This window comes from Campylobacter sp. IFREMER_LSEM_CL2194 (genome assembly GCF_025771685.1).
GTDB lineage: Bacteria > Campylobacterota > Campylobacteria > Campylobacterales > Campylobacteraceae > Campylobacter_D.
On sequence record NZ_JAKMQS010000004.1, the window covers coordinates 64,461 to 82,004 of the forward strand.

28 protein-coding genes and 1 tRNA gene are annotated in these 17,544 nt (G+C 32.6%); 26 read left to right on the plus strand and 3 right to left on the minus strand.

Annotation, left to right across the window (positions count from 1 at the left end; genetic code table 11):
- Positions 1–121 precede the first annotated feature (121 nt).
- From L8V79_RS02825 to dcuC, 4 genes are all read left to right on the plus strand, one after another.
- A complete protein-coding gene (locus L8V79_RS02825) occupies positions 122–2,401 on the plus strand; it encodes an anaerobic ribonucleoside triphosphate reductase (RefSeq protein ID WP_263702416.1) in 2,280 nt (759 codons plus the stop codon).
- Positions 2,373–2,882, plus strand: coding sequence for an anaerobic ribonucleoside-triphosphate reductase activating protein (gene nrdG, locus L8V79_RS02830; protein ID WP_263702417.1), 510 nt, complete (start codon positions 2,373–2,375; stop codon positions 2,880–2,882). Before L8V79_RS02825 ends, nrdG begins: the two co-directional genes overlap by 29 nt.
- A 67-nt stretch (positions 2,883–2,949) precedes the next feature.
- A complete protein-coding gene (gene sodB, locus L8V79_RS02835; RefSeq protein ID WP_263663712.1) occupies positions 2,950–3,603 on the plus strand; it encodes a superoxide dismutase [Fe] in 654 nt (217 codons plus the stop codon).
- A 59-nt stretch (positions 3,604–3,662) separates the two neighbouring features.
- Entirely contained in the window at positions 3,663–5,036 is a 1,374-nt protein-coding gene (gene dcuC, locus L8V79_RS02840) for a C4-dicarboxylate transporter DcuC (RefSeq protein WP_263702418.1), read from the plus strand.
- A 25-nt stretch (positions 5,037–5,061) separates the two neighbouring features.
- On the opposite strand, the gene purM is transcribed toward dcuC, so the two are convergent.
- Positions 5,062–6,051 carry a phosphoribosylformylglycinamidine cyclo-ligase gene (gene purM / locus L8V79_RS02845; RefSeq protein WP_070255708.1) on the minus strand — a complete coding sequence of 330 codons (990 nt, stop codon included), beginning with the start codon at positions 6,049–6,051 and terminating at the stop codon, positions 5,062–5,064.
- A 58-nt stretch (positions 6,052–6,109) separates the two neighbouring features.
- Here purM and coaE point away from each other — a divergent pair, with 58 nt between their 5' ends.
- The 3 genes from coaE to L8V79_RS02860 are packed head-to-tail and all read left to right on the plus strand — an operon-like array spanning position 6,110 to position 8,131.
- Complete coding sequence (gene coaE / locus L8V79_RS02850) at positions 6,110–6,703, plus strand: dephospho-CoA kinase (RefSeq protein WP_263702419.1); 594 nt, start codon at positions 6,110–6,112, stop codon at positions 6,701–6,703.
- Complete coding sequence (gene dapF, locus L8V79_RS02855) at positions 6,700–7,449, plus strand: diaminopimelate epimerase (protein WP_263679251.1); 750 nt, start codon at positions 6,700–6,702, stop codon at positions 7,447–7,449. The genes coaE and dapF overlap by 4 nt, the downstream gene beginning before the upstream one ends.
- Positions 7,424–8,131 carry a glucosaminidase domain-containing protein gene (locus L8V79_RS02860; RefSeq protein WP_263702420.1) on the plus strand — a complete coding sequence of 236 codons (708 nt, stop codon included), beginning with the start codon at positions 7,424–7,426 and terminating at the stop codon, positions 8,129–8,131. Before dapF ends, L8V79_RS02860 begins: the two co-directional genes overlap by 26 nt.
- Here the strand turns inward: L8V79_RS02860 and L8V79_RS02865 are convergent.
- Together L8V79_RS02865 and L8V79_RS02870 are read right to left on the minus strand one after the other, a co-directional pair.
- Positions 8,128–9,189 carry an ATP-binding protein gene (locus L8V79_RS02865; protein ID WP_263702421.1) on the minus strand — a complete coding sequence of 354 codons (1,062 nt, stop codon included), beginning with the start codon at positions 9,187–9,189 and terminating at the stop codon, positions 8,128–8,130. The genes L8V79_RS02860 and L8V79_RS02865 overlap by 4 nt on opposite strands.
- A gap of 18 nt (positions 9,190–9,207) precedes the next feature.
- Positions 9,208–9,283: transfer RNA gene (locus L8V79_RS02870), tRNA-Ala, on the minus strand.
- A gap of 226 nt (positions 9,284–9,509) precedes the next feature.
- Between L8V79_RS02870 and rpsJ the strand changes: the two genes are divergently transcribed.
- The 19 genes from rpsJ (at position 9,510) to rpsE (ending at position 17,541) form a co-directional block, all read left to right on the plus strand.
- On the plus strand, positions 9,510–9,821 hold the full coding sequence (rpsJ, locus tag L8V79_RS02875; protein ID WP_012660810.1) for a 30S ribosomal protein S10: 312 nt from the start codon (positions 9,510–9,512) through the stop codon (positions 9,819–9,821).
- Between the two features lie 9 nt (positions 9,822–9,830).
- Positions 9,831–10,406 (plus strand): 50S ribosomal protein L3, encoded by a 576-nt coding sequence (gene rplC, locus L8V79_RS02880; RefSeq protein ID WP_012660811.1) that lies wholly within the window; start codon positions 9,831–9,833, stop codon positions 10,404–10,406.
- Positions 10,403–11,017 carry a 50S ribosomal protein L4 gene (gene rplD / locus L8V79_RS02885; protein WP_039617137.1) on the plus strand — a complete coding sequence of 205 codons (615 nt, stop codon included), beginning with the start codon at positions 10,403–10,405 and terminating at the stop codon, positions 11,015–11,017. Before rplC ends, rplD begins: the two co-directional genes overlap by 4 nt.
- Before the next feature lies 1 nt (position 11,018).
- Positions 11,019–11,300, plus strand: a complete 282-nt coding sequence (locus L8V79_RS02890; RefSeq protein WP_039617139.1) for a 50S ribosomal protein L23 — start codon at positions 11,019–11,021, stop codon at positions 11,298–11,300.
- A gap of 1 nt (position 11,301) precedes the next feature.
- Positions 11,302–12,132, plus strand: a complete 831-nt coding sequence (gene rplB, locus L8V79_RS02895) for a 50S ribosomal protein L2 (protein WP_039617141.1) — start codon at positions 11,302–11,304, stop codon at positions 12,130–12,132.
- A 1-nt stretch (position 12,133) separates the two neighbouring features.
- On the plus strand, positions 12,134–12,415 hold the full coding sequence (gene rpsS, locus L8V79_RS02900) for a 30S ribosomal protein S19 (RefSeq protein ID WP_039617142.1): 282 nt from the start codon (positions 12,134–12,136) through the stop codon (positions 12,413–12,415).
- A gap of 9 nt (positions 12,416–12,424) precedes the next feature.
- Entirely contained in the window at positions 12,425–12,799 is a 375-nt protein-coding gene (rplV, locus tag L8V79_RS02905) for a 50S ribosomal protein L22 (protein WP_039617143.1), read from the plus strand.
- 1 nt (position 12,800) lies between these two features.
- Positions 12,801–13,502: a 30S ribosomal protein S3 gene (gene rpsC / locus L8V79_RS02910; RefSeq protein ID WP_039617145.1), complete on the plus strand. Its 702-nt coding sequence runs from the start codon at positions 12,801–12,803 to the stop codon at positions 13,500–13,502.
- Between the two features lie 2 nt (positions 13,503–13,504).
- Positions 13,505–13,930: a 50S ribosomal protein L16 gene (gene rplP, locus L8V79_RS02915; protein ID WP_012660818.1), complete on the plus strand. Its 426-nt coding sequence runs from the start codon at positions 13,505–13,507 to the stop codon at positions 13,928–13,930.
- Positions 13,917–14,102, plus strand: coding sequence for a 50S ribosomal protein L29 (rpmC, locus tag L8V79_RS02920; RefSeq protein ID WP_012660819.1), 186 nt, complete (start codon positions 13,917–13,919; stop codon positions 14,100–14,102). The genes rplP and rpmC overlap by 14 nt, the downstream gene beginning before the upstream one ends.
- Before the next feature lie 9 nt (positions 14,103–14,111).
- Entirely contained in the window at positions 14,112–14,363 is a 252-nt protein-coding gene (gene rpsQ / locus L8V79_RS02925; RefSeq protein WP_039617148.1) for a 30S ribosomal protein S17, read from the plus strand.
- Positions 14,363–14,731, plus strand: coding sequence for a 50S ribosomal protein L14 (gene rplN, locus L8V79_RS02930; RefSeq protein ID WP_012660821.1), 369 nt, complete (start codon positions 14,363–14,365; stop codon positions 14,729–14,731). Before rpsQ ends, rplN begins: the two co-directional genes overlap by 1 nt.
- A complete protein-coding gene (gene rplX, locus L8V79_RS02935) occupies positions 14,731–14,958 on the plus strand; it encodes a 50S ribosomal protein L24 (RefSeq protein WP_012660822.1) in 228 nt (75 codons plus the stop codon). Before rplN ends, rplX begins: the two co-directional genes overlap by 1 nt.
- Position 14,959: 1 nt before the next feature.
- Positions 14,960–15,505 carry a 50S ribosomal protein L5 gene (rplE, locus tag L8V79_RS02940; RefSeq protein ID WP_012660823.1) on the plus strand — a complete coding sequence of 182 codons (546 nt, stop codon included), beginning with the start codon at positions 14,960–14,962 and terminating at the stop codon, positions 15,503–15,505.
- 1 nt (position 15,506) lies between these two features.
- Positions 15,507–15,692: a type Z 30S ribosomal protein S14 gene (locus tag L8V79_RS02945; protein WP_012660824.1), complete on the plus strand. Its 186-nt coding sequence runs from the start codon at positions 15,507–15,509 to the stop codon at positions 15,690–15,692.
- 12 nt (positions 15,693–15,704) lie between these two features.
- Complete coding sequence (gene rpsH, locus L8V79_RS02950; protein ID WP_039617152.1) at positions 15,705–16,100, plus strand: 30S ribosomal protein S8; 396 nt, start codon at positions 15,705–15,707, stop codon at positions 16,098–16,100.
- A gap of 78 nt (positions 16,101–16,178) precedes the next feature.
- Positions 16,179–16,715 (plus strand): 50S ribosomal protein L6, encoded by a 537-nt coding sequence (gene rplF / locus L8V79_RS02955; RefSeq protein ID WP_039617154.1) that lies wholly within the window; start codon positions 16,179–16,181, stop codon positions 16,713–16,715.
- Positions 16,716–16,724: 9 nt separating this feature from the next.
- Positions 16,725–17,081, plus strand: coding sequence for a 50S ribosomal protein L18 (gene rplR, locus L8V79_RS02960; protein WP_039617157.1), 357 nt, complete (start codon positions 16,725–16,727; stop codon positions 17,079–17,081).
- A 16-nt stretch (positions 17,082–17,097) separates the two neighbouring features.
- A complete protein-coding gene (gene rpsE / locus L8V79_RS02965) occupies positions 17,098–17,541 on the plus strand; it encodes a 30S ribosomal protein S5 (protein WP_039617161.1) in 444 nt (147 codons plus the stop codon).
- Positions 17,542–17,544: the final 3 nt, after the last annotated feature.

A 17,544-nucleotide genomic window follows, 5' to 3' on the forward strand; every position in this document is an offset into this window, starting at 1 on the left:
ACATTTTTTGTGTGAATTTTTCTTTTATTTCTTTAAGTTTTTCATCAAGTTTTTGTACTAAACTTATCTTTTAAAAGTGCTATTTTATAGTGCTTAGAGATTATTTTTTAGGAAAATTTCCATGAGAATAAAATTTATTATAAAAAGAGATAAAAGCCAAGTTGCATTTGATATTTTTAAAATCAAAAATGCTATTTTCAAAGCCAATATAAATTCCACAGATGAAAAATTAAATAATGATTTTTTAGATAAGCTTTGCGATGAGGTTGTAGCTTTACTGGATGAAAAACACATACAAGTAGAACAAATTCAAGATAAAGTTGAAGAAGTTTTAATCAAAAATGCCTTAGTCAATACTGCAAAATCTTATATTTTATATCGCCAAAAAAGAACACAAATTCGCAATGGTAGCTATGATTTGCTAAGTTTGTATGATGATTTAACTTTTAAAGATTCTAAAGAAGCTGACTTAAAAAGAGAAAATGCAAATATTAATTCAGATAGCGCTATGGGTATGATGTTAAAATATGGCTCAGAAGGCGCAAAATACTATGTAGATGAGTGTATTTTACCAAAACATATCGCAAATGCACACAAAAACGGCGATATACACATACATGATAAAGACTTTTATATGCTAACACAAACTTGCTGTCAAATAGACTTATTAAAGCTTTTTGAAAATGGTTTTAGCACAGGACATGGAAGCTTGCGTGAGCCAAATGATATCAGATCTTATGCTTCTTTAGCTTGCATTGCCTTGCAGGCTAATCAAAATGAAATGCATGGAGGCCAGTCTATACCCAATTTTGATTTTGCTATGGCAAAAGGCGTGGCAAAGACTTTTCAAAAAGAGTATAAAAAGGCTATAAATGCTTTTTTTGAAATAAAATTAGAACAAAGTTTAGATGAGCAATGCTTTAAAAATGCTAATTTTCAAGCTTCAAGCGAAAAAGAATGCTTCAAAGAGCTTTTAAGGCTTGATTTAAATAGTGATGAGAACTTTTTAAAGCAAGCAAATGCTTATGCTTATAAAAGAGCATTAAAGCAAACCCAAGATGCGACTTTTCAAGCTATGGAAGCTTTGGTGCATAATCTTAATACTATGAATTCAAGAGCAGGAGCCCAAGTGCCTTTTTGCACGCTAAATTATGGCACCGATATATCTTTTGAAGGGCAAATGGTGATAGAAAATTTACTAAAAGCCACGATGAGAGGTTTAGGAAATGGCGAAACGCCAATTTTCCCTGTGCAAATTTTTAAAGTAAAAGAAGGTATTAACTACAATGAAACAGACCCAAACTATAAGCTTTTTAAGCTTGCTATAGAATGTGCTTCTAAAAGACTTTTTCCAAATTTTAGCTTTTTAGATGCAAGTTTTAACGCAAAATACTATAAAAAGGGCGATTATAATAGTGAAGTAGCTTATATGGGTTGTAGAACTAGGGTTATGGCAAATGTTTATGATGAGAGCAAAGAAATCACAAGTGGCAGGGGAAATTTAAGCTTTACCAGTATAAATCTTGTGCGTTTAGCCATAGAAGCCAAAGGAAATTTAGAGCTTTTTTATTCACTTTTAAAAGAAAAATTAGAGCTTGTGTATGAGCAATTACTTCATAGATATAAAATTCAAAATCTAAAAAAGGTTAAAAATTTCCCATTTTTAATGGGCGAGGGAATTTGGATAGATTCAGATACTTTAAAAGAAAATGATAGCGTAGAAAAAGTTATCGCACATGGGACTTTGGCTATAGGTTATATAGGACTTTGTGAGAGTTTAATAGCTTTGATAGGTTCTCATCATGGACAAAGCCAAGAAGCAAGAGAACTTGGCTTACAAATAGTGCGTTTTATGCGTGAATTTGTCGATGAAAAAGCACTCAAAGATAAGCTTAATTTTTCACTCATAGCTACCCCGGCTGAGGGTTTAAGTGGAAGATTTTTAAAGCTAGATCAAAAAAAATACGGCATTTTAAAAGGCATAACTGATAAAGATTTTTATACCAATTCTTTTCATGTTCCTGTAGATTTTCCTATTAGCATATATGAAAAAATTCAAATAGAAGCCCCATATCATGAGCTAAATAATGGTGGGCATATTACTTATGTGGAATTAAACGGCGATGTGAGTAAGAATTTAGAAAGTTTTGAACGCATTATAAAATGTATGAAAGAAAGCAATATAGGCTATGGCTCGATCAATTTCCCACTAGATAGGGATCCAGTGTGTGGTTATAGTGGTGTGATAGATGAGTTTTGTCCAAAGTGCCATAGAAAAGAAGATGATGTTAAATTTGAACGCATAAGAAGAATCACGGGTTATTTAGTAGGAACGCTTGATCGTTTTAATGACGCTAAAAAAGCTGAAGTTCATGCAAGAATTAAACACGATTTTTCTTAGATTAGCTGGTGTTATAAAAGAATCCATAGTCGATGGCTATGGTTTGCGTTATGTGATTTTTACTCAAGGTTGCCCTCATCATTGCAAAGGTTGTCATAACCCACAAACGCACGATTTTAGCAAAGGATATTTGCAAGATTTAGCGAGTTTGTATAATGAGATTTGTAAAAATCCTTTGCTTCAAGGTGTTACTTTTAGTGGTGGAGAGCCTTTTATGCAAGCAAAAAATTTAAGCATTCTAGCAAAACACATTAAGGCTTTAGGGCTTGATCTTATTATATATACAGGCTTTACTTATGAAGAGTTGTTGCAAGAAAAATCAAAAAAAGAATTACTTATCTTAGCTGATATTTTGGTAGATGGGAAGTTTATTTTAGAGCAAAAAGACTTATCTTTAAAATTTAAAGGTAGTAAAAATCAACGCATTATCGATGTAGCAAAAAGCTTAGAGCAAGGCAAAGTAATACTTTTTGAAAAATAAAGACTCATTTAGTCTTTTTTAATTTAACTATGTTAGAATGTTATAAAATTTAAAAAAGGAGAACAATATGTTTGAATTAAGAAAACTACCTTATGAAGCAGACGCTTTTGGAGACTTTTTAAGTGCAGAAACTTTTGCATTTCATCATGGCAAACACCACCAAACTTATGTAAATAACCTAAACAATCTTATCAAAGATACTGAATTTGCAGGAAAAGATTTAGTTTATATCATACAAAACTCAAATGGTGGAGTTTTTAACAACGCTGCTCAAGTGTATAATCATGACTTTTATTTTGATTGCATTAAGCCAAAAACATGCTGTGGCTGTGGCTGTTCTTTGAGTGATGAGTTTAAAGCAGCAGTTGAAAAAGACTTTGGCTCTATGGAAAATTTAAAAGAAGAATTTATCAAAGGAGCTACAGGGGTATTTGGTTCTGGTTGGTTTTGGTTAGTTTATAACACTCAAAATCAAAAATTAGAACTAGTAGCTACAAGCAATGCTGCTACACCTATCACTGAAGGTAAAGTTCCGCTTTTAGTAGTTGATGTATGGGAGCATGCTTACTATGTAGATCACCGCAATGCACGCCCTGCGTATTTAGAAAAATTCTACGCGCACATTAACTGGGAATTTGTAGCAAAAGCTTATGAATGGGCTATTAAAGAAGGTATGAACTCAGTAAGCTTCTATGCAAACGAACTTCACCCTGTAAAATAATCAAGTTTTTTTAAGAAAAACCCCGTAAAATAGACTAAATACAAAAATTAGGAGGTTTTATGGAGGTTTTTCTTTCTGTCGTGGCTACTTTATTTTGTGTATTTTTAGTAGCCTATTTTATTCTTAAAAAATACAATCCTATCTTTACTTTTTTTCTCTCAGGTATTATTATCTTAATCATCATTTCTTTAGCAACTGGTGAGTCTGTGCTAAAACAAAGCTTAGGAAATCCTGTTTTTGATGTCTTTGGTTTTGTAACTCAAACTTTTAAAACAAATTTAGCTGGTGTGGGGCTTATTATAATGTCTGTTGCAGGTTTTGCAGCTTATATGAAGCACATTAATGCTTCGGCAAAGTTAGCTTTTGTAGCAAATAAACCACTAGGCAAGATTAAAAATAAATACCTAGTTTTAAGTGGAACTTTTGTAGTGGGTATGGCTTTAAAAATAGTTATTTCAAGTTACACAGGATTGTTACTTTTATTGCTTGCTTCGATTTATCCTGTTTTAATCGCCATAGGAATTCGTCCTATCACTGCTGTATCGGTTTTATCATTAATTGCGCTTGATTATGGTCCTAAAGATGGAAATTCTATAAATTTAGCAGATATGGTAGGCATTGAAAATGTTGTTGCTATGTTTTTTGAATACCAAATTTATCCTGTTATAGCTTATGTTGTTGTGATAGCTTTGCTTATTCCGTTTTATTATAGTTATATGGATAAAAAAGACTTAGCAAAAGGCGTTGTGGATAATATCGAACACATGGAAATAAAAAACCCAAATTGTCCTTTATTTTATATTTTCTTACCTTGGCTTCCTATAGTGTTTTTATTTGGTGCTTATTTTGCAAATTTATATGGATATAAAGTGAAGCTAGATGTGGTGAGCGCCAATTTTTTAAGTATAAGTTTGGTTTTTATTTTAGAGTATGTTAGACATAAAGATGCAAAAAAACTTGCAGATGATTTGATGGTGATACTAAAAGCTATGGCAGAAATTTTTGTAAGTGTTGTTTGTATTATCATTGCAGCTTCTATTTTTGCAGAAGGTATTAAAGCATTAAAAGGTATAGAACATTTAGCCTTAGCAGTTTCTTCTATGGGAACTTCTGCTGTGTTGCTTACTATTATAGTTTTAAGCTTTATTGTGTATTTTGCAAGTGTGATTATGGGTAGTGGGATTGCTGCTTTTAATGCTTTTGGAAGACTTGCTCCAGATATTGCTCAAAAACTAGGGATTAATCCTATCTCACTAGCTTTGCCACTTGAGATTGCTTCTTGTTTGGGGCGTGCTGCCTCGCCGATATCGGGTGGAATTTTAGCCTTAGCAGGCTTTGCAAAATTAGATCCTATAGCCATTGTTAAAAGATCTACTCCTATGTTGCTTGTAGGAATGGCTTTAAATATCCTAATAGCTTGGTATTTTGCATAAATTTAGAGTGATGGCTTTTAAGCTATCACTCTAAAACAACCCCTTCATTTAATACAACTTCGCCTATTACATAAGCATCTGAGCTTTCTAAAACTTTTCCTACATTAGATGGATCTACCACCATAACTAAACCCACACCCATATTAAAGCTTCTATACATTTCAGCCTCTTCTACACTTTGGCCTATTTGGTAAAAAATTTCAGGAGTTTTTAGATGATGTTTTCTGATGATTGCGCCTATTCCTCTTGGGAAAACTCTAGGTAAATTTTCTACTAAACCACCACCTGTTATATGAGCTAGTGCATTGATGAAAGGTTTTAATTTTAAAAAGTCTTTTACATAAATTCTTGTAGGTTCAAGTAAAATATCGATTAAATTTTTACCCTCTATTTTATCATCAAACTTAAGCTTTTGTGCTTCAAATAATACTTTTCTAGCTAAAGAATATCCATTAGAATGAAGCCCGCTACTAGGTAGGGCTAGTAAAATATCTCCATTTTTTACAAAATTTCTTCTATCGATTTCATCTTTTTCGGCCATACCCACTGAAAAACCTGCTAAGTCAAAATCATTGCTATGATACATTCCAGGCATTTCAGCAGTTTCTCCGCCTATTAAGGCACAATTTGCTTTTTTACAACCATTAGCAATTCCTGCTACGACTTTTTTAGCTACTTCTACATCTAATTTTGCAGTTGCATAATAGTCTAAAAAAAACAAAGGCGTAGCAAAATTGCAAATTAAATCATTCACACACATTGCTACTAAGTCCTCGCCTATGGTGTCAAATTTTTGACTATCAATAGCAAGACGCAACTTCGTTCCCACTCCATCAGTTGCTGCTAGCATAACAGGATTTTTAAAACCACTTGGCATAGCAAAAGCACCCGAAAAAGAGCCTATGCCACCTAAAACATTTTCATTAAAAGTTTCTTTTACTAAAGGCTTGATTGCTTCTACAAAAGCATTGCCATTGTCTATACTTACGCCCGCATCTTCATAGCTTATATTCATTTATCTTCCTTTAAGAATTTAAAAGGTATTTTAACTAAAAATGTTTTAAGGCTAAATTATGCAAAATGCTTATTTTGTAACTTCAAGTATAGCGGGTGGAAAGTCAAGCTTTATAAAAATAGTTCAAAATTTGGGTTTTGATACTTTAAGCGCAGATGTGATAGCTCATGAGCTTTTAAATGAAAATGCAAATTCCATAGCTAAGCTTTTTGATAACGATGATTTAATCATAGCAGGAAAAATAGATAGAAAAAAACTTGGAACTATTGTATTTAATGACTTAAATGCTAAAAAAAAGCTAGAAGATTTTTTACATCCTAAAATCAAAGAAGTTATTTTACAAAAAGCTCAAATTTTAGATAAAAAAAACAAGGCTTTTTTTATAGAACTGCCTTTATTTTTTGAAAATAATCACTATCAAAATTTAGGAAAAAGTATATTAATTTATGTTCCAAAAGAACTTTTACTTCAAAGATTAATGCAAAGAGATAATTTAGATAAAAACGAAGCCTTAAAAAGAATTAATTTACAACTTGATATAGAAGAAAAACTAAAAAAAGCAGATTTTGTGATAAAAAATACCTCAGGTTATGAAAATTTTGAGAAAAATGTGCTAAATTTTTTAAAACACACTTTAAAGGTTGAAAAATGAAATTTTACAAGTACTGTGCTAGCGGGAATGATTTTGTGGTGTTTGCAGATAGTGAAAAAAAAGATCGTAGCGAATTAGCTAAAATTCTTTGTAATCGTTATGAAGGCATAGGTGCTGATGGGCTTATAGTAGTTGTGCCTCATGATAGATATGATTTTGAATGGGAATTTTATAATTGTGATGGGAGCAAGGCAAGTATGTGCGGTAATGGCTCACGCGCAGCAGCTCATTTTGCTCATCATTATTTGAAAAAATCTCAATATTTAAATTTCTTAACCGGCGCAGGACTTATAAAATCTTTTGTTGATGATGATATAGTTGAAATTAAACTTAGCGGGGTAAAGGATATTAAAGAAGCTTTTGAGTATAAAGGTAGAATTTGGCAAGGCTGTAATACTGGTGTTCCGCATATAGTAACCTTTGTTGATGATTTAAACGAATTTGATGTAAATTTATGCAAAGAAGTGCGTAAAAGATACAATGCAAATGTTAACTTTGCCAAAGTAGAAGATGATGAATTTATAAGAGTTAGAACTTATGAACGTGGAGTAGAAGATGAGACTTTAGCTTGTGGTACGGGTATGGGGGCTTGTTTTTATCTAGCGTATTTAAATCAAGAGGTAAAAGATGATATTTTGGTAAAGCCAAAAAGTAATGAAAGTTTGTATTTTAGATTAGAAGAGGATCAAATATTTTTTAGAGGAAAGGTAAAGTGCTGTTTTGAAGCTGATTATAATTTTACTTAGTAGTGTTTTATTTTTAAAAGCTGAATTTATAGCAGGTTTTGATGAGCAATATTATGCTTTAAGTATAAAAGAAAAGCGTGAGGTTTTTATCAAAAAAATCAATGCTTTATTGGATATTTCTTTTAAAGAGATAGAAAAGGAAAAAGAATTTATAGAATTTTTCTTTAAAGAAGCTATAAAGAATAATTTTAGAAAGCTAAATACTAATGCTGTGCAAAAACTATGGTCTTTGAAAGAAAAATACCGTGTTAAAAATTTATATGATCACAAAGAATATCAAATGCGTGTCCAAAAGGTTCCAAAGTCTTTAGCTATAGCTCAAGCTATTATTGAAAGTGCAACTGGTACAAGTCGCTTTGCTAAAGAGGCAAATAATTTATTTGGAGAATGGACTTGGGGTGAAAAAGGTTTAGTGCCAAAGGAAAGAGGCGAGGGTAAAACTCACAAAATTCGTATATTTGATAGCTTGCAAGAAAGTGTGGATTCATACTTGCTTAATTTAAATCGCCACGATGCTTATAAGGAATTTAGAGCTTGGCGGTGGGATGCTATAAATCAAAATGAAAAACTTGATGGTAAAGAAGCGGCAAGTCATTTAGAAAAATATTCAGAGATTAAAAGTAATTACACTAAGCTTATTTTATCTATCATCGAGCAATATAAGCTTGATGAGTTAGATTAATTACCCAAGGCCCACTCATCAAAAGGTAAAATCATCACGCGCACCCCCTCAATGAAAAACTCATCTCTTTGTGAAAGCGTGATGATATAAATAGTCGAAAGTGCAAGTTGATTTTTACTAAGGATTTTTTTGACTTTTAAGCTAAGTAAATCTTTATCTTTAAAGGGTGAGCATAAAAATGCATTTTTAAGACTTGGTAAGTAAAAATCAAAATGCTTAGTATAAAAAATTTCTTGTTTAAATTTAAACAACTCACTTAAAATTAAATTTTCAAACAAAGTACTAAAGTCTTTTTGTATGCTTAGAGAATTTTTTAGTGAAAAGTCCCAAAAATATACTTTTTTTAAATTCTTTTCAAGATTTTTTACAAAATACAAAGTGTAGTTTGATTCTAGTTTTTCTATACTTTTATATAAGGTATCTTTGGAAATTTTTATACTGTTTTTTAGAGTTTTTAATAACTCATTAACGCTAAATTCACTTCCAAGTTCTAAGGCGATTTGTTTGAGTATAGTAAGCTCTAATGGGGTATAAAAGCTTTTTAAGTACGATGAGTTTGTGTTAAAGTTGTGATTTAAAATCACATTGCGCCCTGTGTGTAAAAAATAACTTACCATGGTTTTAGTGTCAACATATTTTTTGTTTAGGCTTAAAAATTCTTCAAAATCTAAATAATCTAAATGAAGTTCTTCAAACTGATCTAAGCAAAAATTACTATCACAAACGCTTATTATGATTTGCAAATTAAGATGTTTTAAACTAGCAAAGTCAAAATCATGAGTAAAGTTACAAAGTGCTAAAAATTTAATTTGCGGATTATAAGTTAAAAACGAATTTAAATTTATTAAAGCACTTGCTTGAAATTTTAAATCATCACAATCAATAAAGAGTATATTTTCACTTTTATACAAAGATAAAAAATTTAAAATCAAATTTTTCTTACCACTTGCAAAACCACCTTTTATGATGATGTTTTTATGGGTTTGGATTTGAATTTTTCTTTCATCAAATTTTTGAAATTTTGGGTAATTATCGTAAAAAAATTGTAGTGATTTCATAGATTTCTTTATACTAAATGGTGGAGCATAGCGGGTTCGAACCGCTGACCCCAACGCTGCCAGCGTTGTGCTCTCCCAGCTGAGCTAATGCCCCTTTAGATTTTGAAATCATACTATATTTTTTCTTAGATTTTCTTAATGCATAAAAAATCTTGTAAAATTTATAAAATTTAATTTTTATCCTTTTTAAAAGGAAAATAATTAAAAAAAATGCATAAATTTCTTGACATAGCAAAGTATGTTTTTATATAATCTCAACATCATTTTATATGGTGGTTAGATTCTTATGGGTCTAACGAGTTCTTTACAAAGGAAAAAATATGGAAAGAATCAGGCTTAAGCTAAAAGCTTATGACCACAGAGTTCTAGATCGCACAGTTGCAGCAATTGTAGAAGCTGTTAAAAGAACAGGTGCTGACATCAGAGGTCCAGTGCCAATGCCTACAAAAATCAAAAGATACACAGTTTTGAAATCTCCACACATCAATAAAGATTCACGCGAACAATTTGAGATGAGAATTCATGCTCGTATGCTTGATATTGTAGCAGCTACTCCAGATACAGTAGATTCACTCACTAAGCTTGACTTGGCTCCAGAGGTCAATGTTGAAGTAAGAGCTATGGGTAAATAAGGATAGAATATGGAATACATTGTAGAAAAAATTGGTATGAGTAGAACAATCAGCACACCAAGCATTCCTGTAACCTTACTTAAACTTGTTCAAACTAAAGTATGTGAAGTAGAAAATGGAAAAGCTTTGGTTGCTTATGTAAAAGGCAAAGCAAATAATAAATGCATTGCGGGTCAGCAAAAAAAATACAATCTTTCAGCTGAATATAATAGATTTGCTTCTTTAGAAGTAGCAAACACAGAAGCAGGTGATATTGATCTTAATCCTTTAAAAGAAGCTTCTATCTTAAAAGTAAGCTTTAATTCTAAAGGTAGAGGTTATAGTGGGGTTGTTAAAAGACACGGATTTGCCGGAGGTCCTGCAAGTCACGGTTCAAGATTCCACAGACGTCACGGATCAATCGGTAACCGCGAATGGCCAGGTCGTGTTCAACCAGGTATGAAAATGGCAGGTCATTATGGTAATGTAAAAGTTACTGTTAAAAATGAAGTAGTTTCATTTGATGAAGAAAATGGCATCTTAGTAGTAAAAGGTGCAGTACCAGGATTTAATGGTGCTATGGGTAAAATAAGGATTGCAAAATGAGTAAAGTAACTGTTTTAAATGATAAATTTGAAAAAGCTAGTGAACTCGATCTTCCAGCAAAATATGCAGAAGTTAATCCTCACAACCTTTATTTATATGTAAAATCTTATCTTGCTAGCCTTAGAGCAAACACAGCTCATACTAAAGGTAGAAGCGATGTAAGCGGTGGTGGTAAAAAACCATGGAGACAAAAAGGTCGTGGTGGTGCAAGAGCAGGTTCAACAAGAACGAATGTTTGGGTTGGTGGTGCTGTGGCATTTGGTCCTACAAACAATCGTAACTATTTCCAAAAAGTTAATAAAAAACAAAAACGCTTAGCGCTTGAAAGAGCATTGGCTGATAAAGCACAAAACAATGCATTATTCTCAGTAGATAGTTTAAGCATTGAAAGCGGTAAAACAAAAGATGCAAATGCAGTTATTAAAAAGCTTGGTTTAAAAGATGCTTTAATTGTAAAAGATTTACTAGATGAAAAAACACTTCTTGCTTTTAGAAACTTAGCAAATTGCTATGTAGTTGATATTAGCGAAGTAAATGCTTATTTAGTATCTGTATTTAATGCTGTTATCATTGAAAAAGCAGCGCTTGAATCTATCGTAAAAGAGGGTTAAAATGGCAGATATTACTGATATAAAAACAATACTTTACACTGAAAAAAGCTTAAACCTTCAAGAGCAAGGTGTTGTAGTTATTCAAACTTCTCCAAAAATGACTAAAAATGGTCTAAAAGAAGTTTTAAGAGAATATTTTGGTGTAACTCCAGTAAGAATTAATTCTTTAAAAATGGATGGAAAAGTAAAGCGTTTTAGAGGTCGTGAAGGTCAAAGAAATAGCTTTAAAAAATTCTATGTTAAGCTACCAGAAGGTGTGAGCTTAGAAAGTTCGGAGGCATAAGATGGCAATTAAAACTTATAAACCATATACTCCAAGTAGAAGATATATCACAGGTGTAAGCTCTGATGATATCACAGCAAAAGCTAGTGTGCGTTCATTACTTGTAAAACTTCCAGCTCATGCAGGTCGTAACAATAATGGTAGAATCACAAGCCGTCATAAAGAAGCAGGTGCTAAAAAACTTTACAGAATTATAGATTTTAAAAGAAGAAAATTTGGTATTGAAGGTAAAGTTGAAGCAATCGAGTACGATCCATACAGAAATTGTCGTATTGCATTAATCTCTTATAGAGATGGTGAAAAAAGATACATCTTACAACCAAAAGGTTTAAGTGTTGGCGATGTTGTTTGTGCTGCTGAAAGCGGACTTGACATTAAACCAGGTAATGCAATGAAATTAAGAAATATCCCAGTGGGTACTATCGTACACAATATCGAGTTAAAACCAGGCAAAGGCGGTCAAATGATCCGTTCAGCAGGTGCTTATGCTCAATTAATGGGTAAAGAAGAAAAATACGTTATCTTAAGACTTGCAAGTGGTGAAATGAGACAAGTTTTAGCTGAATGTATGGCAAGTATCGGTGAAGTTGGTAATGAAGAATGGTCAAACGTGACTATTGGTAAAGCTGGTAGAAATCGCCATAGAGGTATTCGTCCTCAAACAAGAGGTTCTGCGATGAACCCAGTTGATCACCCGCACGGTGGGGGTGAAGGTAAGAAAAATTCAGGCCGTCATCCAGTTACTCCATGGGGTAAACCAACTAAAGGTGCTAAAACTCGCCGTAAAAAAGCTAGCGATAAGCTAATAATTTCAAGAAGAAAAGGAAAGTAAGATGGCTAGGTCACTAAAAAAAGGTCCTTTTGTTGATGACCATGTAATGAAAAAAGTCATCGCTGCTAAAAAAGCTAACGATGGTAAGCCAATTAAAACTTGGTCAAGACGCAGCACTATTATACCTGATATGATAGGTTTAACTTTTAATGTTCATAATGGAAAAAGCTTTATCCCAGTATATGTTACTGAAAATCATATCGGTTACAAATTAGGTGAATTTGCACCTACTAGAACATTCAAGGGTCACAAAGGCTCTGTTCAGAAAAAAATAGGTAAGTAAGGGAGATTTATGAGTAGAGCGTTAATTAAATTCATAAGATTATCTCCAACTAAAGCGAGATTGATTGCTAGAGAAGTTCAAGGTATGAATGCAGAGCTTGCATTAGCTAGTTTGAAATTTATGCCAAATAAAGGTGCTAAATTTATAGCAAATGCTATTTCAAGTGCTGTAGCAAATGGCGGATTTGAAGCAAATGAAGTTGTTGTTTCAAGTTGTCGTGTTGATGCTGGTGCGGTTTTAAAAAGATTTAGACCAAGAGCTAGAGGAAGTGCTAGTCGTATTAGAAAGCCAACTTCACACATTTTGGTAGAAGTTAGTAAAGTAGAAGCAAGTGCTGAAAAAACTACAAAAGCTAAAAAAGCATCAGTGAAAAAGGAAAGCTAATATGGGACAAAAAGTAAATCCGATTGGTTTAAGACTAGGAATTAATAGAAATTGGGAATCAAGATGGTTTCCTACAAAAGCTAATTTAGCAGAAAATATTGGTGAAGATTATAAAATCAGAACTTTCTTAAAAAGAAAACTTTATTATGCAGGAATTAGCCAAATTCTTGTAGAAAGAACAGCGAAAAAATTAAGAGTAACTGTTGTAGCTGCAAGACCAGGGATTATTATTGGTAAAAAAGGTAGTGATGTTGATATTTTAAGAAAAGAACTTCAAGATTTAATCAAAAAAGAAGTTAATATCAATATCAAAGAAGAAAGAAAAGCAGGTGCTTCAGCTCAGCTTGCAGCTGAAAGTGTTGCTACTCAACTTGAAAAAAGAATTGCTTTTAGAAGAGCAATGAAAAAAGTAATTCAAGGAGCGCAAAAAGCAGGTGCTAAAGGGATTAAAGTTTCAGTTTCAGGCCGTTTAGGTGGTGCTGAAATGGCAAGAACTGAATGGTACTTAGAAGGTCGTGTTCCACTTCACACTTTAAGAGCAAAAATTGATTATGGTTTTGCAGAAGCACATACTACTTATGGAAACATAGGTATTAAGGTATGGATCTTCAAAGGTGAAGTTTTACAAAAGGGTGTTCAACCTGAAAAAACCGAAGAAAACGCTCCAGCTAAAAAAACTAGAAGAGCAAGAAGAGGTAAATAATCATGTTAATGCCAAAAAGAACAAAATATCGTAAAATGATGAAAGGGCGTAACAGAGGTTATGCCAACAGAGGGACTGAATTTACTTTTGGTGATTTTGCCCTAAAAGCAACTGAAGCTGGCCGTATCAATTCACGTCAAATCGAAGCAGCTCGTATTGCTTTAACTCGTTTTGTAAAAAGACAAGGTAAAACTTGGATTAGAGTTTTCCCAGATAAACCTCTAACTAAAAAACCTTTAGAAACTCGTATGGGTAAAGGTAAAGGTGCAGTTGAGGAATGGGTAATGAACATTAAACCAGGTCGTATCATTTATGAAATGGCAGGGGTTAATGAAGAAATGGCAAGACAAGCTTTAACTTTAGCGATGCACAAATTGCCATTTAAAACTAAGTTTGTTACAAGAGAGAGCCAAAATGAAATATACTGAGATTAAAGATAAAACAGCAGGTGAGCTTGCAACAATGCTAAAAGAAAAAAAGGTGCTTTTATTTACTTTAAGACAAAAGCTAAAAACAATGCAGCTAACTAATCCTAAAGAGATTAGCGAAGTTAAAAAAGACATCGCTAGAATCAATACTGCAATTAGCGCTTTAAAATAAGGATAGAAAATGGCATTTAAAAGAGAAATTCAAGGCGTTGTTGTTCAAATTGCTGGAGATAAAACAGCAACAATTTTGGTTGAAAGAAAAGTGGTTCACCCAAAATACAGAAAAATCGTAAAACGCTTTAAAAAATATTTAATTCATGATGAAAGAAATGAACTTAAAGTGGGAAATACTGTAGTTGCTATTGAATGTAGACCACTTTCTAAGAGAAAATCATTTCGCTTAAAAACTATAGTATCAGCAGGAGTTGAGTAATGATTCAAAGTTTTACTAGGCTTGCAGTTGCTGATAATAGCGGTGCAAAAGAATTAATGTGTATTAAGGTTTTAGGTGGTAGTAAAAGAAGATACGCTACTGTTGGTGATGTAATCGTTGCATCTGTAAAAAAAGCTCTACCAAATGGTAAAGTTAAAAAAGGTCAAGTAGTAAAAGCAGTTATCGTTAGAACTAAAAAAGAAATTCATAGAGATAATGGTTCTTTAATTCGTTTTGATGAAAATGCAGCAGTTATTCTTGATGCTAAAAGAGAGCCTATCGGAACGCGTATTTTTGGACCAGTAGGTCGTGAAGTAAGATATGGTGGCTTTATGAAAATTGTTTCACTAGCACCGGAGGTGTTGTAATGAAATTAAAAATTAAAAAGAATGATATGGTAAAAGTTATCGCAGGCGATGACAAAGGCAAAACAGGTAAAGTTTTAGCAGTATTTCCTAAAACAAATAAAGTAATTGTTGAGGGTTGCAAAATCGCTAAAAAAGCTGTTAAGCCAAGTGATAAAAATCCAAATGGCGGTTTTATCAATAAAGAAATGCCAATGGATATTTCAAATGTAGCAAAGGCAGGAGAATAAGATGATGAGATTAAAAGAAAAATATACTCAAAATATCAAACCTGCTTTAGTAAAAGAATTTGATATCAAAAATCCTATGCTTATTCCTTTTATTGAAAAAGTTGTAATCAGCGTAGGTGCTGGGGAATTAGCAAAAGATCAAAAAGTATTACAAAATGTTGCAGATACTATTTCATTGATCGCTGGACAAAAAGCAGTTATCACAAAAGCTAAAAAATCAGTTGCTGGTTTTAAAGTGAGAGAAGGCTTCCCAGTAGGTGTAATGGTAACATTAAGAAAAGACAATATGTATGCTTTCTTAGATAAGCTTATTACTATAGCTCTTCCTCGTGTTAAAGACTTTAGAGGTCTTCCAAGAGATGGTTTTGATGGAAGAGGAAACTATAACTTTGGTTTAGATGAGCAGTTAATGTTCCCAGAAGTTGAATATGATAAAATCTTAAGAACTCATGGTATGAACATTTCTATCGTTACAACAGCAAAATCAGATAAAGAGGCACAAAAATTATTAGAATTATTTGGCGTGCCATTTGCAAAAGGAAAGTAATATGGCTAAAAAATCAATGATTGCAAAAGCTGCCCGCAAACCTAAATTTAGCGTTAGAGGGTATACTAGATGCCAAATTTGTGGAAGACCACATTCAGTTTATAGAGATTTTGGAATTTGTAGAGTTTGCTTAAGAAAAATGGCAAATGAAGGTTTAATTCCTGGTCTTAAAAAAGCAAGTTGGTAAGAGGAAAGAACCATGATAAATGATTTAATTTCAGATTCACTAACAAGAATTAGAAATGCAGGGATGAGAAGATTAGAAACTACTCAACTTTTGCATTCTAAAGTTATCGAAGCTTTACTTGGAATTTTCCAAGCTAAAGGTTATATTGAAAGCTTTAATGTTATTGAAGAGGATAAAAAGAAATTCATCAATGTAGTTTTAAAATACGATGAAAAAGGTAAAAGCGTAATTAACGAAGTTAAGCGTATTTCTAAACCTGGTCGTCGTGTTTATAAAGGCAAAGATGAGATCAAAAGATTTAAAAACGGTTATGGTACTATCGTAGTAAGCACTTCAAAAGGTGTTTTAGCTAACGACGAAGCTTACAAAGCAGGCGTTGGCGGCGAAGTTTTATGTACTATTTGGTAAGAGTTTCTACTTTTTATGGTATTCGGTATCCATTCTTATAAAGTAGTCATATCGTAGACAAGTAAAAAGGAAAAATGAATGTCTCGTATAGGTAAACAACCAGTTGCTATTCCAAGTGGAGTAGAAGTAAAATTAGAAGGTAACTTGCTAAAATTCAAAAAAGGAAATTTAGCAAAAGAGCTTGATACAAAAGCAAATGTTAATGTTGAGATTAAAGAAGGACAAATTCTTTTCTCTCCTAAAGGTGAAGATAGACAAAGTAGAGCTTATTGGGGAACTTATAGAGCTTTAGCTCAAAACATCATCATCGGTTTAACTGATGGTTTTAGCAAAACTTTAGAAATCAACGGTGTTGGTTATAAAGCTGCGTTAAAAGGTAAAGTTCTTGAACTTGCTTTAGGTTTTTCTCATCCTATCAACTATGCTATTCCAGAAGGCATAGAAATTACTGTTGATAAAAACAATGTTATTATCAAAGGTAGTGATAAACAAGTGGTAGGACAAGTTGCTGCTCAAATTCGTGAATTTAGACCACCTGAGCCTTACAAAGGAAAAGGTGTTAAATATTCAGATGAGCGTATTATCCGCAAAGCTGGTAAGACATCTAAGAAGTAAGGATAGAATATGAGAGCAAATGTATTAAAAAGAAAAATATCTTTAAGAATTAAAAGAAAAAAAAGAATTAGAGCAAAAATTTCAGGAACACAAGCTCTTCCAAGAGTTTCTGTTTTCAAATCAAACAGAACTTTATATATCCAAGCTATCGATGATGTTAAAGCAGTAACTTTAGCAGCAGTAGATGGAAGAAAAATTGGTGTTAAAGCAAATAAAGAAGGCGCTAAAAAAATAGCAGCTGAATTTGCAAAAGTTTTAAAAGCTAAAAACATAGAAGAAGCAGTGTTTGATAGAAATGGTTATTTATACCATGGTGTGATTGCAGCTTTAGCTGAAGCACTAAGAGAAAACGGAATCAAACTATAACCCAAAAGGAAGATCGATGGAAAAATATAATAGAGAAGAATTTGAAGAAGTAATCGTCGATATCGGCAGGGTTACTAAGGTTGTTAAAGGTGGTAGAAGATTTAGATTTACTGCTTTAGTTATCGTTGGAAATAGAAAAGGTTTAGTTGGTGTGGGCTATGGAAAAGCTAAAGAAGTTCCAGATGCTATAAGAAAAGCAGTTGATGATGCTTTTAAAAACATTGTTGAAGTTAAAACAAAAGGTTCAACTATCCCTCATGATGTAGAAGTAAAATACAACGCAAGTAGAATTTTACTTAAACCAGCAAGCGAAGGTACAGGGGTTATCGCAGGTGGTTCAACACGTCCTATCGTGGAACTTGCAGGTATTAAAGACATTTTAACTAAGTCTTTAGGTTCAAATAATTCAGCAAATGTTGTGCGTGCTACTATCAAAGCACTTACAATGCTTAAAGGATAATCA

Excerpts from the sequence above, each read along its gene's own strand:
- dapF (WP_263679251.1), top strand. The coding sequence starts at position 6,700 with ATGAAATTTTACAAGTACTGTGCTAGCGGGAATGATTTTGTGGTGTTT.
- L8V79_RS02825 (WP_263702416.1), top strand. The coding sequence starts at position 122 with ATGAGAATAAAATTTATTATAAAAAGAGATAAAAGCCAAGTTGCATTT.
- rplV (WP_039617143.1), top strand. The coding sequence starts at position 12,425 with ATGAGTAGAGCGTTAATTAAATTCATAAGATTATCTCCAACTAAAGCG.
- rpsH (WP_039617152.1), top strand. The coding sequence starts at position 15,705 with ATGATAAATGATTTAATTTCAGATTCACTAACAAGAATTAGAAATGCA.
- rpsS (WP_039617142.1), top strand. The coding sequence starts at position 12,134 with ATGGCTAGGTCACTAAAAAAAGGTCCTTTTGTTGATGACCATGTAATG.
- nrdG (WP_263702417.1), top strand. The coding sequence starts at position 2,373 with ATGCAAGAATTAAACACGATTTTTCTTAGATTAGCTGGTGTTATAAAA.
- L8V79_RS02890 (WP_039617139.1), top strand. The coding sequence starts at position 11,019 with ATGGCAGATATTACTGATATAAAAACAATACTTTACACTGAAAAAAGC.
- dcuC (WP_263702418.1), top strand. The coding sequence starts at position 3,663 with ATGGAGGTTTTTCTTTCTGTCGTGGCTACTTTATTTTGTGTATTTTTA.
- sodB (WP_263663712.1), top strand. The coding sequence starts at position 2,950 with ATGTTTGAATTAAGAAAACTACCTTATGAAGCAGACGCTTTTGGAGAC.
- rplE (WP_012660823.1), top strand. The coding sequence starts at position 14,960 with ATGATGAGATTAAAAGAAAAATATACTCAAAATATCAAACCTGCTTTA.
- rplX (WP_012660822.1), top strand. The coding sequence starts at position 14,731 with ATGAAATTAAAAATTAAAAAGAATGATATGGTAAAAGTTATCGCAGGC.
- purM (WP_070255708.1), bottom strand. The coding sequence starts at position 6,051 with ATGAATATAAGCTATGAAGATGCGGGCGTAAGTATAGACAATGGCAAT.
- L8V79_RS02865 (WP_263702421.1), bottom strand. The coding sequence starts at position 9,189 with ATGAAATCACTACAATTTTTTTACGATAATTACCCAAAATTTCAAAAA.
- rpsE (WP_039617161.1), top strand. The coding sequence starts at position 17,098 with ATGGAAAAATATAATAGAGAAGAATTTGAAGAAGTAATCGTCGATATC.
- rplD (WP_039617137.1), top strand. The coding sequence starts at position 10,403 with ATGAGTAAAGTAACTGTTTTAAATGATAAATTTGAAAAAGCTAGTGAA.
- rplN (WP_012660821.1), top strand. The coding sequence starts at position 14,363 with ATGATTCAAAGTTTTACTAGGCTTGCAGTTGCTGATAATAGCGGTGCA.
- rplB (WP_039617141.1), top strand. The coding sequence starts at position 11,302 with ATGGCAATTAAAACTTATAAACCATATACTCCAAGTAGAAGATATATC.
- rpsQ (WP_039617148.1), top strand. The coding sequence starts at position 14,112 with ATGGCATTTAAAAGAGAAATTCAAGGCGTTGTTGTTCAAATTGCTGGA.
- rpsC (WP_039617145.1), top strand. The coding sequence starts at position 12,801 with ATGGGACAAAAAGTAAATCCGATTGGTTTAAGACTAGGAATTAATAGA.
- L8V79_RS02945 (WP_012660824.1), top strand. The coding sequence starts at position 15,507 with ATGGCTAAAAAATCAATGATTGCAAAAGCTGCCCGCAAACCTAAATTT.
- rplP (WP_012660818.1), top strand. The coding sequence starts at position 13,505 with ATGTTAATGCCAAAAAGAACAAAATATCGTAAAATGATGAAAGGGCGT.
- rplF (WP_039617154.1), top strand. The coding sequence starts at position 16,179 with ATGTCTCGTATAGGTAAACAACCAGTTGCTATTCCAAGTGGAGTAGAA.
- coaE (WP_263702419.1), top strand. The coding sequence starts at position 6,110 with ATGCAAAATGCTTATTTTGTAACTTCAAGTATAGCGGGTGGAAAGTCA.
- rpmC (WP_012660819.1), top strand. The coding sequence starts at position 13,917 with ATGAAATATACTGAGATTAAAGATAAAACAGCAGGTGAGCTTGCAACA.
- rplR (WP_039617157.1), top strand. The coding sequence starts at position 16,725 with ATGAGAGCAAATGTATTAAAAAGAAAAATATCTTTAAGAATTAAAAGA.
- rpsJ (WP_012660810.1), top strand. The coding sequence starts at position 9,510 with ATGGAAAGAATCAGGCTTAAGCTAAAAGCTTATGACCACAGAGTTCTA.
- rplC (WP_012660811.1), top strand. The coding sequence starts at position 9,831 with ATGGAATACATTGTAGAAAAAATTGGTATGAGTAGAACAATCAGCACA.